We start from the raw sequence: 13,508 nt of genomic DNA, 5'->3' as shown, positions 1-13,508 counted from the left end.
TACGGTGAAGGAACTCTTCGTACCCGATGCGAGGTCGTCATGGTCGCCACCGTCACCTACTCCCGGTACTGCGCACACTGCGGTGCCCCGGTCTCCGAGGGGCCGGAGGGAGGGTACGTCTGCGGGGCCTGTTTCCACGTGGTGGAACCGGTCGGTGCCGACGAGGCCCGCAAGGCCCGCCGCGCCGAACGCGCCGCCATGGTCGCCGAGGCCGCCCGTCTGCGCGCGCTCGCCCAGTCCTAGCACACGTCGTAGAAGATCCACACTGCTCCGCGGCCTGCCGTTCAGGTCTCGCGCAGCTGGGGATGACCTGGGAATATGCCGGGAAAACATGTCCCGCGAATCGGCCGCCAGCGTGGAAAACCGATCACGGTGACCGGTCCGGGTGAATCTGCGGCCGCAGTGCTCCCGCCTCCCGGGGAGGTCCGGAGCACTGCGGCTACGTCTTCTGTACTAGTCGAGAGGTCCACCGGCGACGTAGATGACCTGGCCCGACACGAATCCCGCACCCTCGCCGGCGAGGAACGAGATGGTGTGCGCGATGTCCTCCGGGTAGCCGACCCGGTTGACCGGGATCTGGGTGGCGGCGGCCTGCTTGAAGGCCTCGAACTCCATGCCCACCCGGGCGGCGGTGGCCGCGGTCATGTCGGTGGCGATGAAGCCGGGGGCGACGGCGTTCGCGGTGATGCCGAACTTGCCGAGCTCGATGGCCAGGGTCTTGGTGAAGCCCTGCAGGCCGGCCTTGGCGGCGGAGTAGTTGGCCTGGCCGCGGTTGCCCTGGGCGGAGGACGAGGAGAGGTTGACGATCCGGCCGAATCCGGCGTCCACCATGTGCTTCTGCACCGCACGCGTCATCAGGAAGGCGCCGCGCAGGTGGACGTTCATCACGGTGTCCCAGTCGGACTCGGACATCTTGAAGAGCAGGTTGTCGCGGAGCACCCCGGCGTTGTTCACCAGCACGACAGGGGCGCCGAGTTCGGCCGCGATCCGGTCGACGGCGGCCTGCACCTGGGCGGCGTCCGAGACGTCCGCGCCGACGGCCAGTGCCTTGCCGCCGGCGGCGGTGATGCGCTCGACGGTGTCCTGTCCGGCGGCTTCCTCCAGGTCGACCACGGCGACGGCGTAGCCGTCCGCGGCCAGTCGCAGGGCGGTCGCCGCGCCGATGCCGCGGGCCGCGCCGGTGACGACGGCGACCCGGGAAGTGCTGGTCTGATCGGTCTCGGTCATACGAATAACTCGTCTCTCTCGGTGGTGAACCGGGCCGTGCTGCGGGCCTGCGGACGGGGTCCGGAAGGCGGCCGTCGAGGGGGTCCGGTGGGCACTGCCCGGTCACCCTACCGGCGGGTAGGATGGAGGGCCAGGAAGGGCGCAGTCCCTGGGCCGGGGAGTTCGTACACACGGTCAAACGGGTGCGTGCGCGCGGGTGCCCGGGAAGTCGGCACGGGACGAAATACCACAAGTCGCCCGAACATCCGTCTACTATCCGCCCCTGCCTGCCGCAACACGGCAAGCGTTTGTATAGTGTGCGCCAGCAGCCGTCGGCTGCACGGCGGAGCTCCCCTCGATCCAGGTCGACATCACTGCGGTTGGTGACGATCTGCCACCGGGGGAGACCAGCACGCCGCTACTGCCCCGCCCGGGTGTCCCACAGCACGCCGGGTGTGACATCAGGACGGATTCATGGTGCTGGGGGAGATCCCGACGACCCGTGTACCCGGGCGGCTTCAGCAGTCGCCCGGACACCTCATCCGCGTGGCCCAGCAGGTGCACACGCGGCTGTGGTCCGAACACGTCGGAGCCGAACTGACGGCTCCTCAGTTCGCTGTCCTGCTCACGCTCGCACTCGAACCGGGCGCCGACCAGCGCACGGTGGGGGAGCGGGCGTCGCTGGACAAGGCGACGATGGCCGAGATGGTCGCTCGGCTGGTGCGACGCGGCCTCGTGCTGCGCCGCCGCGACCCGGCGGACGGGCGGCGCAAGCTGCTCGCGCTCTCGCAGAACGGCGCTCAGGCCGTCCGCGAGGCCACCGGAGGCGTGGTGCGCGTACAGCGCACCCTTTTCGAGCCGCTCGCTCCCGAGGAGCAGCTCGAACTTGTCCGGGTGCTCGCCAAGATAGCCAGGCTGGAGCCGGCCGCCGTGGCCGCGCTCACCGACGCCCGGCCGCTGCTGGACGCCCAGCGGGCGGTTGGCTACCTCATCCGCGTGGGCCAGCAGGTGCACACCAAGCTCTGGTCCGAGTACATCGGATCGGATCTGACGGCGCCTCAGTACGCGGTGCTGGACGCCCTGGAGACCGAACCGGGCGCCGACCAGCGCACGGTCGGCGAGCTGGCGTCGCTGGACAAGGCGACGATGGCCGAGATGGTGAGCCGGCTGGTGCGGCGCGGCCTGGTGCTGCGTCGGCGCGACCCCTCGGACGGGCGGCGCAACCTGCTGTCGCTCTCCCCGACCGGCCAGGAGCTGCTGCACAGCTCCGCCGCCGCGGTGGCGCAGGTGCAGCGGCTGCTGCTCTCGCCGCTGGAGGAGGTCGACCACGAGAAGGCACTCACCCTGCTCGCGAAGGCGGCCCGGCTGGAGCCCGTGGCGTAACGATTCGCCACCAGTTTCGTAAGACGGTGAAGGGGTCCGCACCATCGGTGCGGACCCCTTCACCGCTGCGGGATCAGTTCCAGTCGAAGCCCTGCGGGTCCGGGCCGAGCCGCTTGCCGGTCTCGACGGCGGCGATCACCGCGAGGTCGTCGGCGTCCAGCTCGAAGCCGGTCACGTCGAGGTTCTCGCGGATCCGCGACGGGGTCACGGACTTCGGGATCGCCACGATGCCGCTCTGCAGGTGCCAGCGGAGCACGACCTGGGCCACCGTGCGGCCGTGCTTCTCGGCGACGGCGACCAGCGCCGGGTCCGTCAGCAGCTCCTTGCCCTGGCCCAGCGGGCTCCAGGCCTCGGTGGCGATGCCGTGCTCGGCGTGGAAGGCGCGCAGCTCGTGCTGCGGGAAGTGCGGGTGCAGCTCGACCTGGTTCAGCGCCGGGACCAGCGAGCTGGTCTCGAAGAGCCGGGTCAGCTGCTCCTGGCCGAAGTTGGAGACGCCGACCGCCTTCGCCCGGCCGTCGGCCTGCAGCTGCTCGAAGGCCTTCCAGATGTTGGCGTAGCTGCCGTGCATCGGGCGCGGCCAGTGGATCAGGTAGAGGTCGACGTAGTCGAGGCCGAGCTTCTTCAGCGAGTCGTCGAAGGCGGTCAGCACGGCGTCGCGGCCGGCCTGGCCGGACCAGTCGGCCTTGCCGCTGTTCCACAGCTTGGTGGTGACGAAGAGTTCCTCGCGGGCCGCACCGGCCTGCTGGATGCCCTGGCCGGTGCCGACCTCGTTCTCGTACACCGCGGCGGTGTCGATGCTGCGGTAGCCGGTCTCGATGGCGGTGCGCACGGCGCTGCTCGCCTCGTCGTCCGGCACCTGCCAGACGCCGAAGCCGAGCTGGGGGATCTGCACGCCGTTGTTCAGGGTGACGGTGGGAATGGTGCTCACAGGAAGAACTGCCTCCGGATTTGTCCAGTGCTGCCACTGGGTGAACCTGCCGCTCGCCGTGAGTGTTCCCGGTCGGCGCAGCGGATGTGCCGGGCGCGCTGAGCGGAGGTCACCTGAAGGGGGGACACGGCTGCGCTGTCCGGCGCAGCCCGGCGCGTGACGGGTGAGCGGGCCGGGGGTGCCGCGCGCAGACTGCGGCTGTGACCAAGAACCCGGACAGTGCGTCCTTCTCCGGCCGAAAGAAGAAGAGCGAGATCGCGGGCATTCCGACCCGGGTGATCGCCATCGTGGTGATCGCCGCCCTGGCGCTCTGGTTCCTGCTGGCGAATCTCGACCCGGTGAAGATCCAGTTCTGGTTCTTCACGGTGACCGCTCCGCTGTGGATCGCGCTGGCCGGTACGCTGCTCGCCGGCGGGGTGCTGGGGTACCTGCTGAAGGGCCGTTGGGCGAACCGCTGAGGGGCCGTCGCCCCGGCGGGGCCGCTAATGATCGGTTGAGCCGATGGAGTGTCCCGCTGTCCAAAGTTCTGCTTATGATTCAGTGATGTTGGACACCCGGCACATCAGGACCTTCCACGAAGTCGTGAACACCGGTTCCTACACCGGGGCGGCCAGATCGCTCGGTTACACCCAGCCGGCCGTCACCCAGCAGATCAAGGCGCTGGAACGAGAGGTCGGGCTGCCGCTGTTCGCCCGTGCCGGGCGCCGGATGCGGCTGACCGAGGCCGGCGAGACACTGGCCCGGCACGCCGAGGTGATCATCGGCAACCTGGGCGCGGCGCAGCAGCAGTTACAGGCGCTCTCCCGGCTGCGCGCGGGACGGGTGCGGGTCTGCGCGTTCCCCAGCGCCAACGCCACGCTGATCCCCGAGACGATGGCCCGGCTGCTGGCGCAGAACCCCGGCGTGCGGGTCGAACTGCTGGAGGCCGAGCCGCCGGAGTCGCTGCACCGCCTGCTGGCCGGCGAGTGCGACATCGCGCTCGCATTCCGCTATCCCGGGATGCAGTCCGAGGTGCCGCCCGAAGTGGTCGAGATACGCCTGATGGAGGATCTGCTGACCGTGCTGCTGCCGGTCGGCCACCCGCTGGCCCGCCGGCACGCCGTCCGGTTGACCGAGCTCGCCGGGGCCCGCTGGATCGCCGGCTGTCCGCGATGTCGGGCCAACTTCCTGCACGTCTGCGCGGAGGAGGGCCTGGAGCCGGACATCGTCTTCACCACCGACGACAACCTGGCCATCCAGAGCCTGGTGGCGGTCGGCGTCGGTCTGGCGGTGGTCCCCTCGCTGGTGCTCTCCTTCCTCAACCACCGCAAGGTCACCGGACGGGCGCTGGAACCACACGTGCGCCGTCAGGTCTCGGCGTACGTGCTGCGCGAACACCTGCCGCTGCCGGCCACCGCGCTGGTGCTGAACGAGCTGAAGGCGGCCGCGGCCACCCGGGTCGGCTGCTGACGCTGCGTCAGCTACTCATAAGGGCAGGTTGGGTCTGGCGAAGAAATCGTCCTTGGACGCCCCCGCCCGGTCGGCCGCAGGCTGGTCGGCATGACCGTGCCGACCCTTTCCGTCCGCACCACGGTGCTGACCGACGCGCTCGTCTCCGAGATCCGTGAGGTGGTGGCCCTCGGCCACACCCCCGAGCTGACCGCCTACCTGGTGGGTGAGCGGTTGCGGCCGTACCTGGCCAGAGCGGAACTGCTGACCGAACAGCAGCAGGAGGGAAACCCCGACAGCTACCGGCAGCACGTGCTGCACGCCGAGCCGGACGGGAGCTTCTCGGTCGTCGCGCTGGTCTGGCTGCCCGGCCAGCAGACCTCGATCCACGACCATGTCTCGTGGTGCGTGACCGGCGTCCACCAGGGCGTGGAGAGCGAAAGCCGCTACCGGCTGGTGCCCGCGGGCGACGGCGCGCGGCTGACCGCGACCGAGGACGTGGTCAACCCCGAGGGCTCGGTCTGCGGCTTCGCGCCGCCCGGTGACATCCACCGGGTGCGGAACGCCTGTACGGCGACCGCGATCTCGATCCACGTCTACGGCGCGGACGTGGTCCGGCTGGGCAGCAGCATCCGCCGGGTGTACCAGCTGCCGGACTGAGAGCCGGCTTACGAGAACGGGTCCCGCACGGGTGCGGCGGCGGGCGGTGCGCTGGGTGCTGCGGCGGGGGTCGTGGGCTGCGGGGCGAAGGGGTCGAAGTCGGGCGGCGGGATGTTGACCGGGGTGCCCTTGCCGCGCGGGCGCTGCTCTTCGGCCGCCGGTGGCGGGGTGGGGGTTTCGGGCTGGGGGGCGAAGGGGTCGAAGTCGGGCGGCGGGATGTTGACCGGGGTGCCCTTGCTGCGCGGGCGCTGCTCTTCGGCCGCGGGTGGCGCGGTGGGCGCAGGTGCGGGCGGGCGACTGTCGGTGCGGCGGGGGCCGGGGCGCTGGTGTTGCGGGTGACCGTGCCGAAGGGGTCCAGCGGCTGGTCCGCCGTCACCGTGCCGAACGGGTCCAGCGGCTGTTGGGCCGCGACGGGTGTGGGCGTGGGTGTGGGCGTGGGCGCGGCTGCGGGAGCCGGGGTCGCGGGGGTGGTCGGCGGGGCGAACGGGTTGAAGTCCGGTGGCGGGATGTTGACCGGGGTGCCCCGGGTGGGGGGCGTCGGCGGCGCGGCCGGGGGCGGCGGGAGCACGGGGGGCGGAGTCGGGGCCGGGGCCGGAGTGGGGGTCGGCGCGGGGGCGGTGGGTGCCGGGGGTGTGGGCGCCGGGGCTGCGGCGACCGGGGCGGTGACGCCGTCCCAGCCCGTCTCGATGCTCCGCAGCAGGTCCGCGAAGACCTCCGTGTACAGCGCCCAGTCCTCGCCCTGCGCCGTGCCGAGCTGCACGGTCAGGACCGATTCGCCGTCCGGCAGCGGCAGGAAGGCCTGCACGACGGAGGTCACCAGCCAGCGGCGGGCGCCGTCCTGGCTGAGCAGGCCCGGGACCTCCGCCGTCCGCCCCTGGACCAGCACGGCGGCCGGTCCGGAGGGCAGGATCACCGTCCAGACCTCGGCGTGCGGGCGGGAGTTGGCCAGCTCGGCGGCGAGTTCGGTGATCGGGGCGGGGTCGCGGTGCCGTGCGACGACGAGGGAGGCGTTGCTCGGCCGTCCCTCGATCTCCACCGCCGCGACCCCGGCGTAGAGCACGCCGGCCGCCTCCACCGCGTCGGCCAGCACCGCGCTGAGCACCGCCCAGTCCCGTCGCGGGGGCACTCCGGTAGAGGCGAACAACTCGTCCGCGACCTCGGCGAGTTGGTCGGCCAGCTGCTCGCTGCCGCCACGTACGGTCAGGGCGTGGAAGGCCGGCGGCACGGCCAGCCGGATCTGAACCCCGCTGCCGGTGGGCAGTTCGGCGGGCGTCAGGGTCTGCCGGCCCGCGGCCAGGCGGGCCAGCGGAGCGGCGAACTCCGGGCGCAGCTGAGCCGCCGACGGCTCGGCGCTGACGGGCAGGTGGAAGGCCGCGGCGTCCGGCGGCCCGGGCACACCGCGCACCGGCGCGTGACCGTAGCGGGCCAGCAGCCGGTCGACGGCGGCGGTCGCACTCGGGGCGGCGGGCGCGGTGACCGGGTCGGCCGCGACCAGCGTGCCGAGGCCGCGCACGGCCAGCCGGCCGGGGCCGGAGACGGTGAGCCAGTGGTCGAAGAGCGCGGGGGCGGGGGCCGGCGGGCCGGGTGTGCGGAAGCCGGTGAGCGCGCTGAGCGGCTGGCGGGTCACGTCCGTCCCGAGCAGGGCCTGCGCCAGCGAGTCCACGCTCGCCGAGATCCGGTCGGCAGCGGCGGCTGTCGCCGCGCCCCCGTTGGCGTAGCCGTCCTGGGTCATGGTTCGGAGCCCCCCGTTCTGCGCTGTCCGGCTCTGCCGCCGCGTTCCCCTACCGGTGCTTTTCTATCAGACCTGGTCGGGACGGCCGGGCTCCGGGCGGACCCGCTCGCCGCCGGGCGCGACCAGCGGTCCGACCGCGTCCGCCAGGCCGGGGACCGCGAGCAGCGCGGCCAGCGCGCCGACCAGCGCGCTGGTCGGGCTGCCGACGCGCTCGGCTGTCAGGTAGCCGACCAGCGCCCGGGCCAGCTCCGGATCCGGCTCCCGCGCCGCCGTCACCGTCAGCGCCGCGACGAAGTCCTGGACCAGCCGCAGCTGGAGCTCCTCGCGCGGTGGTCGCTGCTTGGCGGCCAGCCACTCCAGCGAGCTGATCTCGGCGTTGGCGATCCACACCCGCAGGGTCAGCCGCAGTGCGGCGCTGGGCCGCGTCAGCGCCAGGTGGGAGAGGATCTGGTCGTGCGCCGCCCGCCGGACCTCGTCGATCACCGCGCTGGTGCCCGGGCTGGCGGCGACCGAGCCGCCGCGCAGCAGGGCCTCGAAGCCGGGGCCGTGGCTCTCCACGAAGTCCAGGTAGCGGCCCATCACCCGGTACAGCCGCTCGGAGAGCGGGCCGGCCTGCGGCTCCTCGAAGCGTCCGGCCAGCTCCTGGCCGGCCCGCCGCAGGGACTCCTCGTAGATCGCCTGCTTGCCCGGGAAGTAGTGGTACACCAGCGGCCGGGAGGCGCCGGCGGCGGCCGCGATGTCGTCGATCGACACCTCCTCGGGCGGCCGGGCGCTGAACAGCTCCAACGCGACGGCGATCAGCTGCTCGCGGCGCTCGTCCACGCTCAGCCTGCGCCGCTGCGGGGACCTGGGTGCCGCTGCGGGCGTACGGGAAGCCATAGCTGCACACCTTAGTCGGGCGTCAGTTCGGCAAGAGATGAAGAAAGTCTGACGTTTCCGCCCAGAGGTGTCCGGAAGGGATGCGGTGTGGCGACAATTGGCCGCGTGAACGACAATCCACCCACCAGCGGTACCCCGATCGGCCGACGGCTGGTCCTGGGCATGCTCGGCCTCGGCGCGGCCGGTGTCGCCGCCGGGCCGGTCCTCCAGCGTGCGGTGGGTTCGGTGATCTCCGCCGTCTCACGGCAGGACCCGACCGGCCTCACCGCGCTGCTGCCCGACTCCGGCGGCTTCGAGTACTACTCCGTCACCGGCGCGGTCGACGCGCCCAAGAACTACCAGCTGACCGTCGACGGCCTGGTGGACAAGCCCGCCAGCTACGGCCTCGCCGACCTGCAGGCGCTTCCGCAGCACCGGATCGTCCACGACGTGCAGTGCGTGACCGGCTGGCGGGTGCCCGGCACGCCGTTCGAGGGCGTCAAGCTGGCCGACCTGCTGGACGCCTCGGGGGTGCGCTCGGGTGCCACCGCCGTGAAGTTCAGCTGCTTCGACGGCATCTACACCGAGAGCCTCACGCTGGACCAGGCGCGCCGCGACGACGTGCTGGTCGCCCTCAAGATGCAGGACAAGCCGGTCACCCACGACCACGGCGGGCCGGTGCGGCTCTACGTCGCGCCGATGTACTTCTACAAGTCGGCGAAGTGGCTCTCGGGAATCACCCTCACCTCCTCCGTCGAACGCGGCTACTGGGAGGGCTACGGCTATGACACGGACGCGTGGGTCGGCAAGTCGAACGGGCGCGACGATGCGCCGACCAGCTGACCCCGGGCAGCCCGCGCGGCTGCCCCGCTTCACCCCGGCCGAGCGATGGGCGCACCGGGTCACCGCGACGCTGATGATGACCTGCGTGATCACCGCGGCCTTCCTCTACCTGCCGCAGCTGGCGGTGCTGGTCGGGCGGCGCCGGCTGCTGGTGGTCGTGCACGAGTGGGCGGGGCTGTTCCTGCCGGTGCCGGTGCTGGTCGGCCTCGCCTCGCGCGCGCTGCGGCGTGACCTGGGACGGCTCAACCGCTTCGCGCCGTACGACCGGGACTGGCTGCGGGCGGCGCTTCGGCGCAGCTACCGGCGTCGGGCGGGGAAGTTCAACGCCGGGCAGAAGGTCTTCGCGGGGTGGATCGCGGGGGCCTCGCTGGTGATGCTCGGGACCGGACTGCTGATGTGGTTCACCAGCCTGTCCCCGCTCTCCTGGCGGGTGGGCGCGAACTTCGTGCACGACTGGCTGGCGCTGGCGGTCGGGGTGGTGGTCGCGGGGCACGTCTACATGGCGGCCAAGGACCCGGAGGCGCGGTTGGGCATGCGCACGGGCAGCGTGGACCCGTTCTGGGCCAGGGCCGAGCACCCGGAATGGGATCCCTACGAGGACGAGGGCGAGGACGAGGGCAGGGAGTCGTCCGGGGAGTCGGCCGGGGACGAGGGTGCGGCCGGCGAGAGGCCGGCGGCCAGGTAGCGGCGGTAGGCCTCGCGGCCGTCGGGGACGAAGTCCCACTCGCTCATCCGCTCGGCGACCTCCTCGTCGGTGAGCCAGTCGTGCCAGTCGATCTCCTCGGCCTGCGGGGAGACCGGGCCGGTCCACTCGGCGCGGTAGACATCGCAGAACCAGGAGTAGTTCCCCTGTTCGAAGAGGAACTTGAAGAGTGGCTCCGGACGGATCCCGCTGACCCCCAGTTCCTCTTCCGCCTCGCGAATCGCCGCCTCGGCGTACGCCTCGCCCGCGCCCACCACGCCCCCTACGAAGATGTCGTACGCCCCCGGCGCGAAGAGCTTGTCGCGCGACCGTTGGTGTACGAAAATCCGCCCCTCGGCGTTTCGGACCAACACCATCACGCACCGGTGGGTGAGCCGACGCCGGTAGACCTCGCCCCTGGGGGCGGTACCGACGACCTGGTCCTCGTGGTCGACGACGTTCAGCAGTTCGTCCGAAGGGTTGCTCATGAAGATCAGACTAAGGTTCGAAGGGCAGTGTCGGGTGAGGAACTGAAGCGAGGCGGCGCGCGGTGGTGGAGATCTGGGGCGAGACGGCCGAGGGCTACGAGCCGGTGCGCGAGGCGTTCGCGCGCAATTTCGCCGACTACGGCGAGCTCGGTGCCGCTTTCGCGCTCTACGTCCGCGGGCGCAAGACGGTTGACCTGTGGGGTGGTGACGCGCGCCCCGAGGTGGGCGGCCGGCCGGCTCCGGCGGTCGCCTGGACGGCTGACACCGCGCAGCTGCTGCGCTCGGTCACCAAGGGCCTGACGGCGGCGAGTGCGCTGCTCCTCGCCCAGCGCGGGCAGCTCGACCTGGATGCGCCGGTCGCCGCCTACTGGCCGGAGTTCAAGGCGGCGGGCAAGGAGCGCGTGCCGGTGCGCTGGCTGCTCTCGCACCGTGCCGGGCTGCCGGCCCTGGACGTCCCGCTGCGGGTGGAGGACGTGCTGGCCTGGGAGCCGGCGGTCGCCGCGATCGCGGCGCAGGCGCCGGCCTGGGAGCCGGGCAGCGCGCACGGCTACCACCCGTACACCTTCGGCTGGCTGGTCGGCGAGGTGGTCCGGCGGGTGAGCGGACGCAGCGTCGGGCACTACTTCGCCGAGGAGATCGCCCGGCCGCTCGGCCTCGACCTGTGGATCGGCCTGCCCGCCGACGCCGCTCCCCGGGTTGGCCGGCTGGTGGACCTGCCGGCGCCCGCCGCCGCGCAGGCCGGGCCCAGCGGGCTGCGGCTGCGGCCCAAGCAGTCGGTGGTCGACGCCTACCAGGACCCGGCCTCGCTCACCGCACGCGCCTTCGCGGTGGTCCGCCCGGCGCTGGACCTGAACGACCCGGCGGCCCAGGCCGCCGAGATCCCCGGCGCCAACGGCATCGGTACGGCCCGCTCGGTGGCCCGCTTCTACGCGGCGCTGATCGGAGTGGCGGACCGGCACGGCGGCCGGCCCGGCGAGGTGCTGCCCGCGCTCTTCGAGAGCCGGACGCTGGCCGAGGCGGCGGGGCCGGCCTCGGACGGACCGGACCGCGTCCTGATCGTCAACTCCCGCTTCGGGCACGGGTTCTTCCGGCACGGCCCGACCTCGCCGATGTCCTCGCCGGCCGCCTTCGGGCATCCGGGGCGGGGCGGGTCACTGGGCTTCGCCGACCCGGAGCTCGGGATCGGCTTCGGGTACGTGACCAACGGGATGCAGCCGGGCGTGACCGGCGACATCCGCTCGCGCAACCTGATCGCGGCGGTCCGCTCCTGCCTGGCCTGAGCCCGGAGTTCCGGCTCCGGGGTCAGGCCAGGCAGGGGAGTTCAGCGCGGGCCCAGGGCCGCGGCCTCCTCGTCGGTCAGCAGCCGCGAGCGGGTCAGGAAGCGCCGCCCGGTCGGCGACTCCAGTGAGAAGCCGCTGCCCCGGCCGGGCACCACGTCGATAGTGAGGTGGGTGTGCGACCAGTAGGCGAACTGCTCGCGCCCCATCCACACCGCGATCGGCGCCAGCCCCGGCACCGCCAGCTCGCCGACCAGCACGTCGCTGTCCGAGGTCAGGAACTCCCCGGCGGGGAAGCACATCGGTGCCGACCCGTCGCAGCAGCCGCCGGACTGGTGGAACATCAGCGGCCCGTGGTCGGCGGTCAGCTCCCGCAGCAGCTCCGCGGCGGCCGGGGTCACCGCCACCTGGGAGACCGGTGTCAGCGGTGGCATCAGAAGAAGCCCTGCGCCTTGGGGGCGTAGCTCACCAGCAGGTTCTTGGTCTGCTGGTAGTGCTGCAGCGCCATCTGGTGGGTCTCCCGGCCGAAGCCGGAGTTCTTGTAGCCGCCAAAAGCTGCATGGGCAGGGTAGGCGTGATAGCAGTTCGTCCACACACGACCCGCCTGGATCGCCCGGCCGGCCCGGTAGGCGTTGCTGCCGTCCCGGCTCCACACGCCCGCGCCCAGCCCGTAGAGGGTGTCGTTGGCGATCGCGATGCCGTCCTCGAAGTCCTCGAAGCGGGTCACCGCGAGCACCGGGCCGAAGATCTCCTCCTGGAAGATCCGCATGCTGTTGTCGCCCTCGAAGACGGTCGGCGCGACGTAGTAGCCGCCCGAGAGGTCGCCGCCGAGGTCGACCCGCTCGCCGCCGGCCAGCACCTTGGCGCCCTCGGCCTGGCCGATGTCGATGTAGGAGAGGATCTTCTCCAGCTGGTCGTTGCTGGCCTGGGCGCCGACCATGGTGTCGGTGTCCAGCGGGTTGCCCTGCCGCATCGCCCGCACCCGCTCCAGGCCGTCGGCCAGCAGGCGGTCGTAGACCGGCGCCTGGATCAGCGCGCGGCTCGGACAGGTGCAGACCTCGCCCTGGTTGAGGGCGAACATCGCGAACCCTTCCAACGCCTTGTCGTAGAAGGCGTCCTGCTCGGCCGCGACGTCCGCGAAGAAGAGGTTGGGGCTCTTGCCGCCCAGCTCCAGGGTGACCGGGATCAGGTTGCCGCTGGCGTACTGCATGATGAGCCGGCCGGTCGTGGTCTCCCCGGTGAAGGAGATCTTGCGGATCCGGCTGCTGGAGGCCAGCGGCTTGCCGGCCTCCACGCCGAAGCCGTTGACCACGTTGACCACGCCCGGCGGCAGCAGGTCGGCGATCAGCTCCATCAGCACCAGGATGGTGGCCGGGGTCTGCTCGGCGGGCTTGAGCACCACGGTGTTGCCGGCCGCCAGCGCCGGGGAGAGCTTCCAGATCGCCATCAGCAGCGGGAAGTTCCACGGGATGATCTGGCCGACCACGCCCAACGGCTCGTTGAAGTGGTAGGCGACGGTGTCCTCGTCGATCTGGGAGAGACCGCCCTCCTGGGCGCGGATCGCCCCGGCGTAGTAGCGCAGGTGGTCGACCGCGAGCGGGAGGTCGGCGGCCAGTGTCTCGCGCACCGGCTTGCCGTTCTCCCAGCTCTCGGCGACCGCGAGCAGTTCGAGGTTGGCCTCGATCCGGTCGGCTATCTTGTTCAGCACCTGCGCCCGCGCGGCGGGGGCGGTCCGGCCCCAGGCGGGGGCGGCGGCGTGCGCGGCGTCCAACGCCAGCTCGATGTCCTCGGCGGTGCCGCGGGCCACTTCGCAGAACACCTGTCCGGTCACGGGGGTGGGGTTCTCGAAGTACTGGCCGCGGACCGGCGGGACCCAGGCTCCGCCGATCCAGTTCTCGTAGCGGGGCTTGAAGGTCGTCGGGGGCTGAAAGATCGTCAAGTGTCTTCTCCCATGTGCCTGCTGGGTCGGCTGGTTGACGCGCGTTCGACACCCTAGCCCCGTGGGTCGCGATCGGCTACGGTA

At 72.0% G+C, this 13,508-nt stretch carries 14 protein-coding genes; 8 read left to right on the top strand and 6 right to left on the bottom strand.

What is annotated here, in order from left to right; all coding sequences use genetic code 11:
- The first annotated feature begins 39 nt into the window (after positions 1-39).
- Positions 40-243, top strand: coding sequence for a hypothetical protein (locus tag BS80_RS30745; RefSeq protein WP_035804446.1), 204 nt, complete (start codon positions 40-42; stop codon positions 241-243).
- A gap of 210 nt (positions 244-453) precedes the next feature.
- On the opposite strand, the gene fabG is transcribed toward BS80_RS30745, so the two are convergent.
- Entirely contained in the window at positions 454-1,227 is a 774-nt protein-coding gene (gene fabG / locus BS80_RS30740) for a 3-oxoacyl-ACP reductase FabG (protein WP_035804444.1), read from the bottom strand.
- A 453-nt stretch (positions 1,228-1,680) separates the two neighbouring features.
- On the opposite strand from fabG, the gene BS80_RS39955 reads away from it, so the two are divergent.
- A complete protein-coding gene (locus BS80_RS39955; protein ID WP_083975585.1) occupies positions 1,681-2,589 on the top strand; it encodes a MarR family winged helix-turn-helix transcriptional regulator in 909 nt (302 codons plus the stop codon).
- A 73-nt stretch (positions 2,590-2,662) separates the two neighbouring features.
- Here BS80_RS39955 and BS80_RS30725 read toward each other — a convergent pair whose 3' ends face one another.
- The gene (locus tag BS80_RS30725) at positions 2,663-3,517 is read right to left on the bottom strand and encodes an aldo/keto reductase (RefSeq protein WP_035804442.1); all 855 of its coding nucleotides are present in this window, start codon (positions 3,515-3,517) and stop codon (positions 2,663-2,665) included.
- 200 nt (positions 3,518-3,717) lie between these two features.
- Between BS80_RS30725 and BS80_RS30720 the strand changes: the two genes are divergently transcribed.
- From BS80_RS30720 to BS80_RS30710, 3 genes are all read left to right on the top strand, one after another.
- A complete protein-coding gene (locus tag BS80_RS30720) occupies positions 3,718-3,975 on the top strand; it encodes a LapA family protein (RefSeq protein ID WP_035804441.1) in 258 nt (85 codons plus the stop codon).
- A gap of 85 nt (positions 3,976-4,060) precedes the next feature.
- Positions 4,061-4,966, top strand: a complete 906-nt coding sequence (locus tag BS80_RS30715) for a LysR family transcriptional regulator (RefSeq protein WP_035804440.1) — start codon at positions 4,061-4,063, stop codon at positions 4,964-4,966.
- Positions 4,967-5,056: 90 nt separating this feature from the next.
- Positions 5,057-5,605, top strand: a complete 549-nt coding sequence (locus tag BS80_RS30710; protein ID WP_035804439.1) for a cysteine dioxygenase family protein — start codon at positions 5,057-5,059, stop codon at positions 5,603-5,605.
- A gap of 1,798 nt (positions 5,606-7,403) precedes the next feature.
- Here the strand turns inward: BS80_RS30710 and BS80_RS30695 are convergent.
- Positions 7,404-8,216, bottom strand: coding sequence for a TetR/AcrR family transcriptional regulator (locus BS80_RS30695; RefSeq protein WP_083975583.1), 813 nt, complete (start codon positions 8,214-8,216; stop codon positions 7,404-7,406).
- A gap of 162 nt (positions 8,217-8,378) precedes the next feature.
- On the opposite strand from BS80_RS30695, the gene BS80_RS30690 reads away from it, so the two are divergent.
- Both BS80_RS30690 and BS80_RS30685 read left to right on the top strand, forming a co-directional pair.
- On the top strand, positions 8,379-9,038 hold the full coding sequence (locus tag BS80_RS30690; RefSeq protein WP_083975770.1) for a molybdopterin-dependent oxidoreductase: 660 nt from the start codon (positions 8,379-8,381) through the stop codon (positions 9,036-9,038).
- Positions 9,022-9,723 (top strand): cytochrome b/b6 domain-containing protein, encoded by a 702-nt coding sequence (locus tag BS80_RS30685; RefSeq protein ID WP_083975582.1) that lies wholly within the window; start codon positions 9,022-9,024, stop codon positions 9,721-9,723. The genes BS80_RS30690 and BS80_RS30685 overlap by 17 nt, the downstream gene beginning before the upstream one ends.
- On the opposite strand, the gene BS80_RS30680 is transcribed toward BS80_RS30685, so the two are convergent.
- Positions 9,630-10,208 (bottom strand): NUDIX hydrolase, encoded by a 579-nt coding sequence (locus tag BS80_RS30680; protein ID WP_063772120.1) that lies wholly within the window; start codon positions 10,206-10,208, stop codon positions 9,630-9,632. The genes BS80_RS30685 and BS80_RS30680 overlap by 94 nt on opposite strands.
- A 62-nt stretch (positions 10,209-10,270) precedes the next feature.
- Here BS80_RS30680 and BS80_RS30675 point away from each other — a divergent pair, with 62 nt between their 5' ends.
- Positions 10,271-11,488 carry a serine hydrolase domain-containing protein gene (locus BS80_RS30675; RefSeq protein ID WP_035804436.1) on the top strand — a complete coding sequence of 406 codons (1,218 nt, stop codon included), beginning with the start codon at positions 10,271-10,273 and terminating at the stop codon, positions 11,486-11,488.
- Positions 11,489-11,529: 41 nt separating this feature from the next.
- On the opposite strand, the gene BS80_RS30670 is transcribed toward BS80_RS30675, so the two are convergent.
- Both BS80_RS30670 and exaC read right to left on the bottom strand, forming a co-directional pair.
- On the bottom strand, positions 11,530-11,919 hold the full coding sequence (locus BS80_RS30670) for a DUF779 domain-containing protein (RefSeq protein WP_035804434.1): 390 nt from the start codon (positions 11,917-11,919) through the stop codon (positions 11,530-11,532).
- The gene (gene exaC / locus BS80_RS30665; protein ID WP_035804432.1) at positions 11,919-13,424 is read right to left on the bottom strand and encodes an acetaldehyde dehydrogenase ExaC; all 1,506 of its coding nucleotides are present in this window, start codon (positions 13,422-13,424) and stop codon (positions 11,919-11,921) included. Before exaC ends, BS80_RS30670 begins: the two co-directional genes overlap by 1 nt.
- Between the last annotated feature and the right edge of the window lie 84 nt (positions 13,425-13,508).

The organism is Kitasatospora mediocidica KCTC 9733, assembly GCF_000744225.1.
GTDB lineage: Bacteria > Actinomycetota > Actinomycetes > Streptomycetales > Streptomycetaceae > Kitasatospora > Kitasatospora mediocidica.
The sequence above is the reverse complement of the archived record's forward strand: the minus strand, read 5'-3'. Positions and strand labels throughout refer to the sequence as shown.